Below are 16103 nucleotides of genomic sequence, written 5' to 3'. Positions count from 1 at the left end.
AGCATTCGCGGTGAGCGGTCCGGAACTGCGCGGGAGAGAAGCATTCAACCGAAGTGGACTCAGTTCTCGGCAGTAGAATGACTCAGCCGGTTCGACTCCAGTCGAGGGGGGATGGAACGTGGGCACGACAGACACGGTACGCAAGTCCAGACATCTTCAGCCCCGGAAAACGCGTTTGGCTTTGAATTTGACTGGGAATGCAGGATACACTGTTCGGAACGGTATTGCATGTCACATGCAGCGCATTCGGCATGCGAGCCTCCCGGACCCCTCTTTATCCCGCCAGACGGAGACGAGCTGACTATGCCCACGAATCCCAATGCTTCCCGCCGCAGCTTCCTCAAGACCTCGTCAGCAGGCACGCTCGCCAGCCTGATGGCAACCTCCGCACTTCAGTCTCGCGCTTATGCCGCGGAAGACAACGTGCTCAAAGTCGGTCTCGTCGGCTGCGGTGGACGCGGCACGGGAGCGGCTCGCGATACGTTGTCGGCCGACGACCACTGCCGCATCGTCGCTCTTGGCGACATCTTCCCCGAACCCGCCGAACGGGCCCTGCGACAGCTCAACGCCACCGAATACGCCGATCGCGTCGACGTGACGCCGGATCGCGTCTTCACCGGCTTCGACTCCTTCCAGAAGGTGATCGATTCCGATGTCGATATCGTCCTGCTGGCAACTCCTCCGGGATTCCGTCCGCAGCAGCTCGAAGCCGCCATCAAAGCTGGCAAGCACGTCTTCTGTGAAAAGCCTGTTGCCGTCGATCCTGTCGGTGCCCGTCGCGTTCAGGAAGCCGGCGAGTCGGCTCGTGAACAGGGGCTGACTCTTGTCTCCGGTCTCTGCTGGCGCTACGAAGACGGCATGAAGGAAATCATCGGCCGCATTCACGACGGAGCCGTCGGCGATCTGCAGGCTCTCTACAGCACCCGGTACAACGCCGGCGTCGACAAGCGACAGGCCCGCACACCGGAAATGTCCGACATCGAATTCCAGATTCGCAACTGGTACTATTTCACCTGGCTGTCGGCCGACTTCTTCGCCGAACAGTTCGTGCACGAACTCGACAAGATGGCCTGGGTGATGCAGGATCAGTATCCCGAACGCGTGCTCGCCACCGGCGGACGCGAAACCCGCACCGGCGATGAGAACGGCAACGTGTTCGATCACATCTCCGCCTGCTTCTACTACCCGAACGGACTGAGATATCAGGCCGCCTCCCGTCAGCAGGCCGGCTGCAGCAACGAGTTCCAGGACTTCGTGGTTGGAACCAAGGGGACCGCGGATCTGATGGCCTACAAGATTGAAGGCGAGAACCCGTGGCGGAAACGGAAGAACGTCAACAACATGTATCACAACGAGCATGTCGCAATGTACGATTCGATCCGCAATCAGAAGGCGCTCAATAACACCGAATACATGGTGAAGAGCTCGCTGATGGGCATCATGGCCCGCATGTCGGCCTACACCGGCAAGGAAGTGACCTGGGAACAGGCCTGGGACTCGAAGCTCGACCTGAGCCCGACCGAGTACAGCTTCCAGGGAACGCCGCCGGCTGCCGATATCGCCGTGCCGGGCGTGACGCCGCTCGTCTAATTCCCGGAAACTGAAATGCACAATCGCATCCGGCTGGTTATCCTGACCAGTCGGATGTCTTTTTTTCTACGATGGAAACTGGAGTTGAGGCGATGAAAGGTCCGGGACTGCGTTCAAAACTGGATGTCCGCCGTGTGTGGAAGTGCCCGCAAACCGGCAAGATTCTCCGCACGCCCGGCAGCATCACGCAGATGATCTCCCCCTTCACCCGCGACACCTGCTGGATGGAGTTCATCGAAGAACAGCGTCCCGCCCGCGAGCAGCGAACGCTCGAAACGATTCTCGAACACATGCAGATCGACGCCTCCGCCGAAGGCGACCCGCCGGCCGAACCCCGCCCGCCAAAGAAGAAAAAAGGCTCGAGCCGCAAAGAGGCTACGTCGGAGACGCCCTCCGATGACGCTCCGGAGGCGACCGAAGCGACCGCCGACTCCACCAAACCCGAACCCGAACAGACATCCCCCGAGTAACATCGGTCTTTCACGTGCCGATCCTCATCGGCATCCCCGCGTCCCAACGGGAAGAGGATTAGGGTGACGGGAAAATGCGGGCTCCCTGCTTCACAGGCCGCTGATTGCCAGTAGCATCGAAATGTCCCTGAAGCAGCATCTCTTCACCCGCTCTCAGCACACAACACTCCAGAACCCCTGCCAACAGGAGCGAAATCATGCGTGCCGCCTACTACGAACAGACCGGTGATCCTCAAGTCATTCAGTACGGCGACCGGCCCGATCCCGAACCGCAGGCCAACGAAGTCGTCGTCAAAGTTGAAGCCGTCGCCGTCAATCCGATCGACACCTACATCCGGGCCGGCGCCATTGCGATGGATCTGCCGATGCCCTACATCCCCGGCTGCGATCTCGCCGGCACCGTCGCCGCCGTCGGCTCCGGCGTCACCCGCTACCGCGAAGGGGATCGCGTCTGGGGCAGCAATCAGGGTCTCTTCGGCAAGCAGGGCACCTTCGCGGAACTGGCCGCCGTGCATGAAGACTGGCTCTATCCGATTCCCGATGGCGTCCCGACCGAACAGGCCGCAGCCGGAGCTCTGGTTGCCATCACCGCTGCACTCGGGTTGACCTTTCATGCCGAGCTGAAAGCGGGGGAAACCCTCTTCATCAACGGCGGCAGCGGCGGCGTCGGGTCGGTCGTCGTGCAGATGGCCAAAGCGATCGGAGCCACGGTCATCACCACGGCTGGCAGCGATGACAAGATCGAATACTGCAAATCGATCGGAGCCGATCACGTCCTGAACTATCACGACAGCGACCTCGACGACCAGCTGCAGAAACTGGCCGATGAGCACAACAAGCTCGACTTCTGGTGGGAAACGCTCCGCACTCCCGATATCGCCCGCACGATTCCGTTCATGGCGAAACGAGGCCGCGTCATTGTGATGGCCGGTCGCGAAGCCGAGCTGCAGTTCCCGCTCGGCCCCTTCTACGTGAACGACCTGAGGCTCATCGGCTTCGCCATGTTCAATGCCACCCCGGAAGAACAGCAGCAGGTCGCCACCCGCATCAACAAGTTCTACGAACAGGACCAGCTCCGCATCCCGATCGGCAAAGAACTCCCCCTCAAAGACGCCGCCCTGGCCCATCAACTCCAGGAGAACAAGACCTTACAGGGCGAAGCCGACTTCCACGGCAAGATCATCCTGAAACCGTAAAAACGGATGACCCAGACGCGTGCGTCTGGGTCGCGGAGCGCCAGGAAACAGGCGAGAGACGGGATGGCCCGGAAGTTCACTCCCGGGTCGCGGAGCAACAAGCAGTTGCCCATGGACGGACTTCTGCCCATGATGCGTCCAGTCTCAATGTGAAGCAAGGTGTGGGAGATCGGGCTTAAGGTTGTGCCGTACCGCCGTGGGAGTTGCGAGGGGGCGTTCTGCGATCTAAGGTGGACGGAAGTTCTCGTCCCGACAACCCCACTTTTCTTTTGCTCCCCATCATGCCGCATGAGATAGTCTCCCGCCGCGATCGAAGCGGATTCACGCTTATCGAACTCCTTGTCGTGATCGCCGTGATCGCGATCCTGGTGGCGCTGTTGCTGCCGGCTGTGCAACAGGCCCGCGAAGCAGCCCGACGGATGCAATGCAAGAACAATCTCAAGCAGTTGGGACTGGCGATTCATAACTATGAATCGACGCATCGAACCCTGCCCCCCGCCGCCGGCGGTACGGACAACGGATCATGGGACAATAATGGTCGACTCAGCGGCATCGTAATGCTCCTTCCGTTCTTCGAACAGCAGGCTCTTTGGGACCAAATCGCATCGGCTCCCGGCCAAGGCGGGCCTGCCTATCATGTGAATTTTCCACATCCGGACGCCACTCCAGCAATTCTACTGTGCCCAACATGCCCGTTAGGACCACCGGCGACTGAAGTGACTGCTCCAGTATCTGGAGGCCCGCCCCGTTCGTATCATTTCAGTTGTGGAGACGACTACCTTTCCCTCTCAGTCCCCACTCGGTCACCTTTTGCTGCACGAAACAGCGGCCACACCAATAAGTTTCGGGATATCACCGATGGATTATCAAATACTCTCTTTATGTCGGAACGAGTGATGTACCAAGGCCCTGACGAGCCGTTGGGAACCTTCAGACAATTCGCTGCACCGAACCCGCAAGCCTGCCGGACTTCCTCGGCGAGCTATTCGGATATCGGGAATGGTCGTCACTGGGCTTCCGGACCTGAATTCGGCGGAGAGACGGTTTCAACTCACCTTCCCCCGAATAGCCCAAGCTGCGGGATTTATCACACGCCGACCAGTTATCACCGTGGAGGGGTCAATGCGTTAATGGGGGATGGGGCGGTGCGGTTTATTGGGGAGAATATTGACGCAGGGAATCAGTCGACACCGCTGCCGCCGGCGACACTTACGGCGACCGAGCCGAGTCCCTATGGAGTTTGGGGGGCCTTGGGAACTGCCCAGGCCGGTGAGGTCGTTGGAGAGTTTTGAGCCTGTTCTGTGGTCAAGGATGTAACGATCACTCTATCTCCTCAAGACGAAGAAGCTGTCGTGAGAGTTGGCCGCCCCCTGCATCGGCTTCGCCCGGTTCTTTTTCTTTATGCCGAAGCCCAAGCCATTGCCAGCAGCCGTGCCGGTGTTCAAGCCGTGGAAGCCTGCGGAAACTGCCAAGGTGCAACCATTCAAACCGGCTCAGCCTGCGAAGATCGTGATGCGGAAGCCGAAGGTGTGACAGCACCAGCTTACCATTTCACGAACTCAAGCCCCTGTATTCTCTCAGGGTCACCACCGGCGCAGATATCTGTAATGACGCCGCCGCATTCCTCAAACGACGATGTTTTCGTCATCGATCCACCTTTTGTGGGGGACGGAAGATCAATGGTAGTCGAATCCGAATCATCCCACATGAATTGCACTGCGGCTCCCGTTGGGCAGTGAATACCCAGAAAAGAACCTGCCCGTCGAGACAGCGCATTCCAAGCTGCCAAAATGTCCTCGGCGTGGCCTTCTATCGCTGCTGCTGATTGAATGCCACGGCCAGTAGCAGCGTCATAGTAAAAGTACTTCATTTGCCTCTCATGTGTCACTTCTTTGCGTACTTGTCAAGCAATTCAAGGATCGCACCGGTCTCTGGACGTGAAACGGCGTTGGCATAGTTTCTTACGGTTCCGCCGCCCCGGTCATTGTCTGGGTCAGCCCCCGCAACCAACAACATCTCAACCACATCAAGATTGCATGACTGCTCAAGAAGACACTGATGAAGTGGGGTGATCCCCTCGTCATTCACAGAGTCAATCTCTGCCCCAGCTTCGACCAACATTTTGACGACGGTGCAGTTCTTCGTGCGAACTGCAAAATGCAATGGCGTCCACATTTTCCTGTCTCGTGCGTTCACATCAACGCCAAGGCCAATTAGATGCCGCACCACATTCGGATCGGGAGGAATCGTGACAGATACCAAAGCCATGTGTAAGAAATTCCATTGGTCACCTTCAACTCTCGTATCCACGCTCAGACCGGCACCAACTAAGGCATCGATCTTTTCGCAATCACTGTCATAAATTGCGTCATACATTTCGTCTATTTGTGCGTTCGACATAGTTCTTACCGGCTAATTCCAAAGAAGTTTCGCGGGATGGCCCGGAGGTTTATCTCCGGGTTGCGCAGCAACAGGCAGTGGCCCATGGACGGATTTCTGTCCATGATGCGTCCATTCTCAATTCGCGGCAAGCGGGTGGCGATATTGCTGCCGGCTGTGCGACCGAGCCGAGTCCGTACGGAGTTTGGGGAGCCCTGGGAACTGCCCAGGCCGGGGAGGTCGTTGGAGAGTTTTGAGCCCGTTCTGTGGCCAAGGATGTAACAACCGATCACTCTGTCTACTCAAGACGTAAAAGCTGTCGCGAGAGTTGGCCGCCCCTGCATACGCTTCGCCAGGTTCTTCTTCTTTATGCAGAAGCCAAACGCTCACGCGCGTTCGGGAAAGCCGTCAGCGAGCGGCGTAGATACCAGCATGAAGACGTTTCACGAATGGCTGGCAGAGCGAGAGCGGCGGCAATGCGAAGGGCTTTGGCTCAATGACAAGAATGCAGTGATCCGGCTGGCGAAGATGAATCCGTTGCCGAAGGATTCAGCGGTCAACAAGAGCTTGAGCAAAAAGCCAAAGCAACCGCCGTCAGGCGTGCCGGTGTTCCAGCCGTGGAAGCCTGCTCAACCGGCCAAGCTCCAGCCATTCAAACCGGCTGAGCCTGCGAAGATCGTGATGCAGAAGCCAACGGCAGGGTGATTCCGACAACAAGCCCAACTTACATTCATCTCTTACGCATCCGAGTCATCTTGGTTCGACTCCAGAATGCAACGCAGCTCTTGAAGCTTCTCTTGGTCCTTTTCCGATGACGCAAATCGAGGCATCCAATAAAACGCTTTATCAACACCCTCGGGATAGGAACTTGCCAGACGCAAAAGGACATCAGACGACCGACGAAATCCGAGACGAGGAACCAACGACTCAAGCCAGTATCTGATGGATGAAGCGTCGCTTGTCGTCACCGCATATTCTAGTAGCTCAACGAGCGATTTACGTGATTCCAGTGTCTGGCTTGCGAGTTGAAGAGCTACAAGAACTTGGTAGTTCACCAATTCCAGCAAGAACTCGACTCTACGGCTCTCTGGCTGCTGCCGAAGCCAATCAGACAATTCTCGCTCCCACTTGGGGTCACGCTTTCTATCTCTAAAGTCAATCGCTCGGAATGTAGTCATGTCACTATCTTCCAGTAAACAAATCAATAGGCAACAAGTCGCTGACGGTTCCGGCGGGATGGCCCGGAGGTTTATCTCCGGGTTGCGGAGCAACAAGCAGTCGCCCATTGACGGACTTCTGTCCATGATGCGTCCATTCTCAATTCGCGGCAAGCGGGTGGCGATATTGCTGCCGGCTGTGCGACCGAGCCGAGTCCGTATGGAGTCTGGGGAGTCCTGGGAACAGCCCAGGCTGGGGAAGTCGTTGGAGAGTTTTGAGCCCGTTCTGTGGCCAAGGATATAACAACCGATCACTCCAACTACTCAAGACGAAAAAGTTGGCGCGAGAGGTGGTTGCCCCAGTTCCTGCATCGGCTTCACTGATTGCTTCTTCTTTATGCCACCGCATCCGCTCACGCACGCACGGGAAAGCCACCAATATCACCATAGATATTGGCAGTAGCGCTTTCACGAATGGCTGACAGAGCGGCAGCAACTGGAAGGCTTATTGCTCAACGCTGGTGGCAGGCTCAAAGGAATGTCACCAGCGAACCCGCTGCCACGGGATTCAGCGGTCAACAAGAGCTTGAGCAAGAAGCCCAAGCCGCCGCCAACAGGCGTGCCGGTGTTCAAGCCGTGGAAGCCTGCTCAACCGGCCAAGCTGCAACCCTTCAAACCGGCACAGCCTGCGAAGATCGTGATGCAGAAGCCGAAGAACTAGAAGTCAAGGAATGATTCCGATTCGATGATTCCTTCGGTGCTGCCGATTTCCGAATCATCCGGTTCAAGCCGATTCACGAATTCGTCAATGGAAGCTGCAATCCGCCATGTCCCTTCACCTCGTTGGCTTTCATGGTCCCACAGATGAACGGCTCCATCACCATCAACGCAGATCAAGTTCCCACCCGACGATTCACCAATGGGCACAAATGAGGTTGGCAGTTCACCAGCATATTGTGCAGCTTTCTGCTCAATTCTGTTCTTTCCATTGCCCAAGCCATAAAGAACTTCAAGGCTCTGGTAGCCATCTTTGTCATTCAGAGGCGACTTCTCATCTGATGCAAACTTCGCCCCATTGTCGAAGACAACTGCACCTCCAAATGTCAGCAGCATCTCTCGATAGCTGTCCGAAATCGGTAGAACTTGCTCCGCTGATTTGATTGCACCTTCTGAGTCGCTGGACTTCTCACCAAGCAATCGTGGCCCAAGTCGTGAAAGTTTGTCGAAAGCCATTTTAGAATCCTCCTCGAAGGTCCGACGCCGAACCGATGTGTGGAATGTTTCCATGAAGATCGGACGGGATCAACTGGATTGTTGTGTTGTCCAAGTGGTGAGGAGTGAGGCCAGCATCTCGCAGATAGTTCTTAGCGGCATTTCGACTCGACAAGCCCTTTTGCTTGGCAATGTAGTCATACACTGCATTGAAATCAGCTTGTGAGCCATCAAGCTGTCCCGGCTTGAATTTGATCTGCCCCTTCGACCAAGGCGTGAAGACCGGGCGACCATTCACAAACTGAACAGGCTTGCCACCAGTGATGGCATTAACCTCTGGAATATCAGACCGCGGGATGGCCCGGAGGTTTATCTCCGGGTTGCGGAGCAACAAGCAGTGGCCCATTGACGGACTTCTGTCCATGATGCGTCCATTCTCATTTTGCGGCAAGCGGGTGGCGATATTGCTGCCGGCTGTGCGACCGAGCCGAGTCCGTATGGAGTTTGGGGGGCCTTGGGAACTGCCCAGGCTGGTGAGGTTGTTGGGATGTTTTGTGTCTACAAGTTGCAGCGGTGATTCCTTTCGGCTGCAGTCGGCCAGAATTATGAAGCATCACAGGGTTCGCAATGTCAGTGTGATTCTCGCGCTGGCTGCGTTACCGGCGACAATCTCCGTTTTCGTTCTGAAGTCGCCGTGGCCGGACCGCAGAACGCTGGGGCCCTACCTCTTCGTATTGGGCGGGCTTCTCTTCCCGTATCTGGCCACTGCGGCTGCGACTGTCTGCGCGAGCGGGCGAGGATCAGCCGTCGATGATCTCGTTCTGTTTGTCGGATCGATCACCATTGCGGGAATCGGTTTCGGGATGGCCTGTCGCTCGTTCTATCTGCCATTCGGGAATCCGGGTCTGCCATTTGGGTTTGTGCAGACGGCTTACTGGCAGATCACCGTCCTGGCCGTCGCCGGGATGATTGTTCGCGTCAGGCGGGATCATTTCGCGACACGACGTTAGGAAGCCGAACCTTCGGAAGCGATGACCTCATCCCACGTCTTACCATCCTCCGCCGCTTGTGACCGACCACCCGAACGTCGTATAACATCCTTCTGATGCGTGTGGATGGCGTTTGGCTTCTTCGTGCCTGTTGAGGGAAGATATCATGATCGGTTCCCCCCGTCCGTTGCTGCTCGTGGCCTGTCTGGCCGCTTTGTTTCTGGCTCCTGCGTTGCAACCGACACTCCTGGCCGAGGAGAGTTTGCCTCGGGTGGGGAGTGTGGCTCGTCAGCCTTTGGTGGCGGCGACGGAGCGGCTGCTCGATGCGTTGACGTATGTCGGGGCTCCGCTGAAGCCGGCCGATGAGGCGAAGTTGCGGAAGGTGCTCGCCAGTGATCTTTCCGATCTGGAAACCGCCCGGCAGGTTGAAGATCTGCTCGATCCGTACTGCATTGCCGCCGTGCACATCAATCCGGAAAGTCGGGTCAAAGTGCAGGAAGGGCCGGCAAAGAAAGAGCTGGTTCAACAGGGCTGGCGGACGTTTCTGGTGAAGGTGCACAACGAAGCCGGCATCAACCCGAGCCTCATCGTCGAAAGCCCGCAGGCGCAGCCGGTCTATCAGAAAGGCCACGGAGCCCGGCAGAGTCCGCAGAAGGAAGCCGACCTCGTTACGGCTGCCGAGGCTCAGCTGAGATTCCTCGACGTGGCTCTGTTCGCCAAACAGCCGCTCAAGCCGCGACTGTCGGGGCTCGGGCTGGAGTATCGCATTCTTCAACTCTACAGCCGCGACGCCGGGCCGCGGGAAGCGACGCTCAGCTTTCATGTCGGGCAGGGAACGCAGGATCTCGGCTTTCGCGGCGAGGTGCCGATTCTCTTTCAGTGCCAGCCAGCCGTGAAGGTGACGTTCGAAGTTCGCGATGTCGATGGCGAACCGACGATGGCGGCTTTTGAAATCTACGATGCCCTGGGCCGCGTCTACCCGAACCCGGCTCGCAGGCTGGCTCCCGATTTCTTCTTTCACAATCAGATCTACCGCGAGGAAGGCGAACACGTCTTTCTGCCGCCGGGGGAGTACGATATCAAAGTGACGCGCGGGCCCGAGTATCGCGTGCAGCAGCGGAAGTTGACGGTCGCGGAGGATCAGCCCGAGCAGACGGCTCGCTTCGAGCTGGAGCGGTGGATTCATCCGGCTGCACGGCACTGGTACTCCGGCGATCATCACGTGCATGCCGCCGGGTGTGCCCATTACGACAGTCCAACCGAAGGGGTGATGCCGGTCGACATGATGCGGCACATTCTGGGGGAGGATCTCAACGTCGGTTGTGTCCTCAGCTGGGGGCCGTGCTGGTACACGCAGAAGCAGCACTTCGAAGGCAAGCCGTCGGAGCTTTCCCGGCCGAATTATCTGATGCGGTACGATGTCGAAGTCAGCGGGTTTCCCTCCTCGCACGCCGGACACCTCTGTCTGCTGCGACTGAAAGAGGACGACTACCCCGGCACGACCCGCATCGAGCAATGGCCGAGCTGGACGCTGCCGGTGCTGAAGTGGGGCCAGCAGCAGGGGGGAGTTGTCGGGTATTCGCACAGTGGCTGGGGGCTGATTCTCCCCGACTACGGCCCGAACGGACAGCGGATTCCGATCACGCGTCAGTCGGCGCTCGCCTCCTCCGGCCGAGCCGCCGACAAGCTGCCCGATTACGCGATGCCCCCCTTCGATGGGATCGGGGCGAACGAATACATTGTGACCGTTACGCACGACGCCTGCGATTTCATCTCGGCGGTCGACACCCCGGCTGTCTGGGAATTGAATATCTGGTATCACACGCTCAACTGCGGCTACCGGGCCCGCATCAGTGGTGAAACCGACTTCCCCTGCATCTACGGCGATCGCGTCGGCCTGGGACGCATCTACGTCAAGCTCGATGACGACGAGCCGCTCTCCTTCGACAACTGGATGCAGGGCGTGAAGGCGGGTCGCAGTTATTGCGGCGACGGCATGAGCCACCTGATGAACTTCCGCGTGAACGATGTCGCGGTCGGCGAGCCCGGTTCGGACGGAGCGATCAGCCAGCTGAATCTCGAAGCGGCTCAGTCGGTCAAAGTCTCCGCCGAGGTTGCCGCCCTGCTGGAGGAAGAGCCCCGCGAAGACATCCGTCAGCGACGGCTCGATCAGAAGCCGTACTGGCACATCGAACGCGCCCGCAGCGGCAACACGCGGCAGGTTCCGGTCGAACTCGTGGTGAACGGCGAAGCGGTCGCCCGGAAAATGATCGAAGCGGACGGGAATCTCGAAACGGTCGAATTCGACGTCCCGCTGCAACAATCGAGCTGGGTCGCCCTCCGCATCTTCCCGTCGGCTCACACAAACCCGATCTTCGTCGAAATCGCCGACCGCCCGATCCGCGCGAACAAAAAGTCAGCCAAATGGTGCCGCCGAGCCGTCGACGTCTGCTGGGACTCCAAACAAAACCTGATCCACGAAACCGAACGCCCCGCTGCCAAAGCAGCCTACGACCACGCCCGGGTGGCTTATGATCGGATCATTCGGGAATCGGGGGAGTGAGGGTCCAAAGCAATCTTCAAGCCTTTTGAAATCGGGCTATTCGCCGAGTTGGCGATCAATCTCTCTATCCGCAGCCGACAAGATGTTCTTGAGAATCACTGGAGTAATTTCGAGATCCTCTGAGTAGGCACCGTTTGTGGGGTTCGCACCTTCCGGAAGTTCGTAGATTCTCGCCTGGAGAGACATTTCGTCCACCAGCGAGAGAAAGGACCGGAGCATAAACGCATGTGAATCGTAATCACCTTTGAAGAGAACAATCTCGACGATGGGATTGCCGTTTACCAATGACGAACGAATTTCACTCAGGCTCTTCTTTGTCACCTTTTGAATTCGAAGAAGTGCCTCAGCACGACAGGCTTGTTCGTCCAGGTAAATTACGATTTTGGACATGGGATCCACCAGTGAAATAGGTCAGGCACCGCCTGACGGGGATGTTTCGAGCAACGTTAGTTGGTCGTCAGGCAGTGCCTGACCTACGGCTGGGGAACATGATTGAGGAGACGATGCAGGTCGTCTTCACCACGCGTAACCATCGCTTCAATCAGCATCGCTCGACAGTCGATCTCTACCGATACCAGCTCTCGGATTTTGACGAGGTCTTTCAGCGTTGTCACCAGCTGGCCGTTGGCTTTCTGTGTGGCGAGGGTGGAGAGCCCTTCGAAATCCTCGCGCGTGTAGTGGTGATGGTCCGGGAAGATTTTCGTGGCTCCTTCCGGGATGGTGATTCCGCACTGTTTCAGCGTCGCGGTGAAGCCGGTGGGGTTGCCGATGCCGCAGAACATGGCGGCTGGGCCCGGGTGGCTTTCAAGCGGGGTGATCGCGCCGGTTGTTGAGAGCCAGGACGTGGGCGCGAAGCGGACTTCGATGATCGGCACCTGGGTGTGGCGGCGGATCGTTCTGGTGATCGCGTCCAGAGCCGGGCGGTCGACCTGGTCCACTCGGGTGAGGACGATCAGGCTGGCGCGTTTGAGAGCCGAGAGTGGTTCCCGCAACAGACCGCGGGGGAGCAGATGGTTGTGGCCGAACGGGTTCACAGCGTCGATGAGAACGATGTCGAGATCGCGCTGCAGCCGGCGGTGCTGGAAGCCGTCGTCGAGGAGAATGCAGTCGCAGCCCTGTTCGATCAGCTGCTCGGCGGCGGCGACGCGGTTGCGGTTCTGAATGTGTGGCACGCCGGGACACATCTGATCGAGGACGAGTTTTTCATCGTTGCCGGTGGCTGGTTCGGTGTCGTTCTCCAGCGATTTGTAGCCGCGGCTCGCGATGCCCGGCGTGCGTCCGAGATTCTGCAGCTGCTTCACCAGCAGTGCGGTGAAGGGGGTCTTGCCGGTGCCGCCCGTGGTCAGGTTGCCGATGCTGATGACCGGCCGCGAGACGCGATGCGTCTTTTTGAAGCCGAGCCGATAGCGGGACCGATGCAGCTGGAGTCCGCTCCAGTAGACCGGCTCGGCCAGTGTGGTGGCGAGTCGCAGTCCCCGCGCGGCAAGATCCTGGCGGCGTCCGGAGAGGACGTCATCGATGTCACGGGGATTCACGCGGGCGGTCTTTTCTGCAGGTCACGAAACGGAGACGCCGCGATTATACAGACGCAGGCGTTTTTGCGAACAGCTCCTTCACCGGCTGCCCGTGGCCATCCTGTGTTACGTAGAACGGACGCCCCTCGGTGAGGTAGGCCGTCTTCGGGGAGATGCCGAGCGCCGTCATGATGGTCGCGTGCAGATCCATCACCGAAACGGGGTTCTCAACCGCCACCAGCGGCCGCTCATCGGCGGTCCTGCCGTACACGAACCCCTGCTTCATTCCGCCGCCGAACATCACCACACTGGTGCCGCCCGTGAAGTGGCGATGCAGTCCGTAATGCTTGGGCTCTTCGATCTTATCGACCTTGAACGTCGCCTGATCGTTCGCATTGGAGCCGGGCTTGCCTTCCATGAGGGCATCGCGGCTGAACTCCGAAGCGATGATGACCAGCGTGCGATCGAGCATCTTGCGGGCTTCGAGATCGCGAATCAGCTGGGCGATCGGGCGATCGATCTCCGAATGCAGCCGGGCGACTGTTTCGTGGCCACTGTTGTGCGTATCCCAGTGCAGGAAGGGGACGTATTCGGTCGTGACTTCGACGAACTTCGCCCCCGACTCGACGAGCCGGCGGGCCAGCAGGCAACCGCGACCGAAGCGGCCGGTGTCGTAAATCTCGCGGCTTTCTTTCGGTTCCTCATTGATATCGAACGCGGCCCGGTCCTTCGAACTGAGCAGCCGATAGGCGTTGTCCATCGACCGCAGCAGCGATTCCTGCTGGTAATCGCTGGCGTATTCGCGATGCGGGTTCCGCTCGATCAGTTCGCGATACAGAGCATTCCGCGACTGAAACCGCTGCCCGGTCATCCCCGACGGCGGCTGCACGGCACGAGCCGCTTCTTCCGGGTAGGGGAGATTCATCGGGCCGAACTCGCTGCCGAAGAATCCGCCGGTCGTGAAGGCCTTGAGCTCTTCCTTTTCCCCGACCCCTTCGAGCCGCTGGCCAATGTTGATGAACGCCGGCATCACCGGATTGTTCGAGCCAAGAACCTTCGCGGCCCACGCCCCGAGATGCGGACAGGCGACCGTCTGCGGCGGCACGTAACCGGTGTGCCAGTGAAACTGGTGTCGCGAGTGAAGAATGCTGCCGAGATCGGGCTGCACTGCCGAGCGGATGAGCGTCGCCCGATCCATCACCTTCGCGATTTCGGGCAGGCCGGCGGTGATCTGCAGCCCATCCACCGGAGTGTCGATTGCCGGGAAGGTGCTGAGCATGTCGTTGACCGGCATGCCGACTTCGTAGGGGATGTATCGCTTCGGATCGAACGTCTCAGGAGCCGCCATGCCTCCGGCCATCCACAGCAGAATGCAGGCATCGGCGGTCGGCTCGGGCTGCTCGATCGGTTCTTCCGCCTGCAGCGATCGCGGTTCCCCCGCCATCCAGCCGGCCGCACTCATCGCAGCGAGCGCCTGCAGAAACTCTCGGCGGGCGAGGCGGGATTTTGTGGGATCATTCGTGGAAAAGAGGTCGGTCATGAGTCCGATGGCTCCGGTTAGTTCAGCGAAACGTTCATCACGTTCGCAAGAGGATCAAAGCACTGCTGGGCAAGCCAGCAGTGGCACCCCATCCGCATTCATCGATGGAAGGACCCGTAGGGCGTTTCATTATAACAGAGAACTGGCTGGCTCTCATCGCATTCCTGGCCATTTATGCGATCGGCAGGCCGCAGAAGTGTCCCGATGGCCTATCGAAATCGGCGAGGGGACGGCGTATAATCGGGGCGGAGCCGAGATCGAAACTCTGGATGAAAGTGAACTGTCAATGAATCTGATCCGCACGAGCCTCGCTGCGGGAGCCCTGGTCATGCTGGCTTGCAGTGTGAGTCTGGCCCAGCAGACGTACCGACTTGGCCCCAATGCCGACCGACTTCAGGAAATGAAAACCGCCGGCCAGAAGTATCTGGTGAACAGCCAGAACGACGATGGCAGCTGGAGCAATCCGAAGGTGCTCGGCATCACCGCTCTGGCCGTGAATTCGCTGCTCGAATCGGGCATGTCGCCGACCGAACCCGCCGTGCAGAAGGGGCTCGACTTCCTGATGCAGTACACGCAGAAGGACGGTGGAATCTATCACCCCGATTCCAGGCACAGGAACTACGAGACCGGCATCACGCTGATGGCTCTGGTCGAAGCGAATCACGACGGAAAATACGACCAGCAGATCAAGGCCGCTCAGAAGTTTCTGCTCGGACTCCAGTGGGACGAAGATGAAGGACTGAGCGAATCCGATCCGGCCTACGGCGGAGCCGGCTACGGCGGTCACTCGCGGCCCGATATGTCGAACACGCAGTTCTTCCTCGAAGCGCTGCAGAAGTCGGGTCTCTCAGTCGATGACCCGGCGTTTCAGAAGGCGATGGTTTTCGTCTCCCGCTCGCAGAATCTCGACTCGGAGCACAACGACACTCCCTTCGCTGATCGCGTGAACGACGGTGGCTTCTACTACACCCCGGCAGCCGGCGGCTCGTCGCAGGCCGGCACCACCCCGGCAGGGGGGCTCCGTTCGTACGCCAGCATGACCTACGCCGGTCTCAAGAGTTACCTGTATGCGGGCGTCTCGAAAGACGACCAGCGTGTGAAGGCGGCGACCAGCTGGTTGCAGAAGCATTACTCCGTCAGTGAGAACCCGGGCATGGGGCAGCAGGGGCTGTTCTATTACTATCAGGTGTTCGCGAAGACGTTCAGCGTGCTGGGCACCGAGAAGTTTGAAACCGCCAACGGTGAATCACACGACTGGCGGCGAGATTTGGCCAATCAGCTTTCTGATACTCAACGCTCCGACGGCAGCTGGGTGAACGAAGCCGACCGCTGGTACGAAGGCGATCCGGCTCTCGTGACCGCTTACTCGCTGATGGCGCTGTCGTACTGCGACCCGATCCCGGCGAAGTAACCCGGAGCCAAAATACGGCAACAAAGCGAGCGGTGAGGAGATTCCTCGCCGCTTTTTTCATTGGTGTTGAGGACTTGTGCCA

Annotated in this window: 17 protein-coding genes; 10 read left to right on the top strand and 7 right to left on the bottom strand. The window is 58.7% G+C overall.

Features of this window, described 5'->3' with window-relative positions:
• Window positions 1-303: 303 nt before the first annotated feature.
• The 5 genes from L1A08_RS18375 to L1A08_RS18355 all read left to right on the top strand — a co-directional run bounded on the left by L1A08_RS18375 (window position 304) and on the right by L1A08_RS18355 (window position 4789).
• A complete protein-coding gene (locus L1A08_RS18375; protein ID WP_238757985.1) occupies window positions 304-1590 on the top strand; it encodes a Gfo/Idh/MocA family protein in 1287 nt (428 codons plus the stop codon).
• A gap of 92 nt (window positions 1591-1682) precedes the next feature.
• Complete coding sequence (locus L1A08_RS18370; protein ID WP_238757984.1) at window positions 1683-2060, top strand: hypothetical protein; 378 nt, start codon at window positions 1683-1685, stop codon at window positions 2058-2060.
• 197 nt (window positions 2061-2257) lie between these two features.
• The gene (locus L1A08_RS18365; RefSeq protein WP_238757983.1) at window positions 2258-3256 is read left to right on the top strand and encodes an NADPH:quinone reductase; all 999 of its coding nucleotides are present in this window, start codon (window positions 2258-2260) and stop codon (window positions 3254-3256) included.
• Between the two features lie 281 nt (window positions 3257-3537).
• Window positions 3538-4548 (top strand): DUF1559 domain-containing protein, encoded by a 1011-nt coding sequence (locus L1A08_RS18360; RefSeq protein ID WP_261362952.1) that lies wholly within the window; start codon window positions 3538-3540, stop codon window positions 4546-4548.
• 67 nt (window positions 4549-4615) lie between these two features.
• Window positions 4616-4789, top strand: coding sequence for a hypothetical protein (locus tag L1A08_RS18355; protein WP_238757981.1), 174 nt, complete (start codon window positions 4616-4618; stop codon window positions 4787-4789).
• A gap of 10 nt (window positions 4790-4799) precedes the next feature.
• Here L1A08_RS18355 and L1A08_RS18350 read toward each other — a convergent pair whose 3' ends face one another.
• Window positions 4800-5126, bottom strand: coding sequence for a hypothetical protein (locus tag L1A08_RS18350; protein WP_238757980.1), 327 nt, complete (start codon window positions 5124-5126; stop codon window positions 4800-4802).
• Between the two features lie 14 nt (window positions 5127-5140).
• A complete protein-coding gene (locus tag L1A08_RS18345) occupies window positions 5141-5656 on the bottom strand; it encodes an ankyrin repeat domain-containing protein (RefSeq protein WP_238757979.1) in 516 nt (171 codons plus the stop codon).
• A gap of 411 nt (window positions 5657-6067) precedes the next feature.
• Here L1A08_RS18345 and L1A08_RS18340 point away from each other — a divergent pair, with 411 nt between their 5' ends.
• Both L1A08_RS18340 and L1A08_RS18335 read left to right on the top strand, forming a co-directional pair.
• Window positions 6068-6340, top strand: a complete 273-nt coding sequence (locus tag L1A08_RS18340; protein ID WP_238757978.1) for a hypothetical protein — start codon at window positions 6068-6070, stop codon at window positions 6338-6340.
• A gap of 990 nt (window positions 6341-7330) precedes the next feature.
• On the top strand, window positions 7331-7513 hold the full coding sequence (locus L1A08_RS18335; RefSeq protein WP_238757977.1) for a hypothetical protein: 183 nt from the start codon (window positions 7331-7333) through the stop codon (window positions 7511-7513).
• On the opposite strand, the gene L1A08_RS18330 is transcribed toward L1A08_RS18335, so the two are convergent.
• Both L1A08_RS18330 and L1A08_RS18325 read right to left on the bottom strand, forming a co-directional pair.
• Window positions 7510-8025 (bottom strand): SMI1/KNR4 family protein, encoded by a 516-nt coding sequence (locus tag L1A08_RS18330; RefSeq protein WP_238757976.1) that lies wholly within the window; start codon window positions 8023-8025, stop codon window positions 7510-7512. The genes L1A08_RS18335 and L1A08_RS18330 overlap by 4 nt on opposite strands.
• 1 nt (window position 8026) lies before the next feature.
• On the bottom strand, window positions 8027-8410 hold the full coding sequence (locus tag L1A08_RS18325) for an HNH endonuclease (RefSeq protein ID WP_238757975.1): 384 nt from the start codon (window positions 8408-8410) through the stop codon (window positions 8027-8029).
• Window positions 8411-8609: 199 nt separating this feature from the next.
• On the opposite strand from L1A08_RS18325, the gene L1A08_RS18320 reads away from it, so the two are divergent.
• Window positions 8610-9014, top strand: coding sequence for a hypothetical protein (locus tag L1A08_RS18320; RefSeq protein WP_238757974.1), 405 nt, complete (start codon window positions 8610-8612; stop codon window positions 9012-9014).
• A 145-nt stretch (window positions 9015-9159) separates the two neighbouring features.
• Entirely contained in the window at window positions 9160-11556 is a 2397-nt protein-coding gene (locus L1A08_RS18315; RefSeq protein ID WP_238757973.1) for a CehA/McbA family metallohydrolase, read from the top strand.
• A gap of 36 nt (window positions 11557-11592) precedes the next feature.
• On the opposite strand, the gene L1A08_RS18310 is transcribed toward L1A08_RS18315, so the two are convergent.
• The 3 genes from L1A08_RS18310 to L1A08_RS18300 form a co-directional block, all read right to left on the bottom strand.
• Window positions 11593-11946, bottom strand: a complete 354-nt coding sequence (locus tag L1A08_RS18310; RefSeq protein WP_238757972.1) for a hypothetical protein — start codon at window positions 11944-11946, stop codon at window positions 11593-11595.
• Window positions 11947-12029: 83 nt separating this feature from the next.
• A complete protein-coding gene (gene lpxK, locus L1A08_RS18305) occupies window positions 12030-13091 on the bottom strand; it encodes a tetraacyldisaccharide 4'-kinase (RefSeq protein ID WP_238757971.1) in 1062 nt (353 codons plus the stop codon).
• Between the two features lie 43 nt (window positions 13092-13134).
• Window positions 13135-14610, bottom strand: coding sequence for a DUF1501 domain-containing protein (locus tag L1A08_RS18300; RefSeq protein ID WP_238757970.1), 1476 nt, complete (start codon window positions 14608-14610; stop codon window positions 13135-13137).
• Between the two features lie 196 nt (window positions 14611-14806).
• Between L1A08_RS18300 and L1A08_RS18295 the strand changes: the two genes are divergently transcribed.
• Entirely contained in the window at window positions 14807-16021 is a 1215-nt protein-coding gene (locus tag L1A08_RS18295; protein ID WP_238757969.1) for a prenyltransferase/squalene oxidase repeat-containing protein, read from the top strand.
• Window positions 16022-16103 lie beyond the last annotated feature (82 nt).

It is taken from the genome of Rubinisphaera margarita (genome assembly GCF_022267515.1).
Taxonomy (GTDB): domain Bacteria; phylum Planctomycetota; class Planctomycetia; order Planctomycetales; family Planctomycetaceae; genus Rubinisphaera; species Rubinisphaera margarita.
The sequence above is the reverse complement of the archived record's forward strand: the minus strand, read 5'-3'. Positions and strand labels throughout refer to the sequence as shown.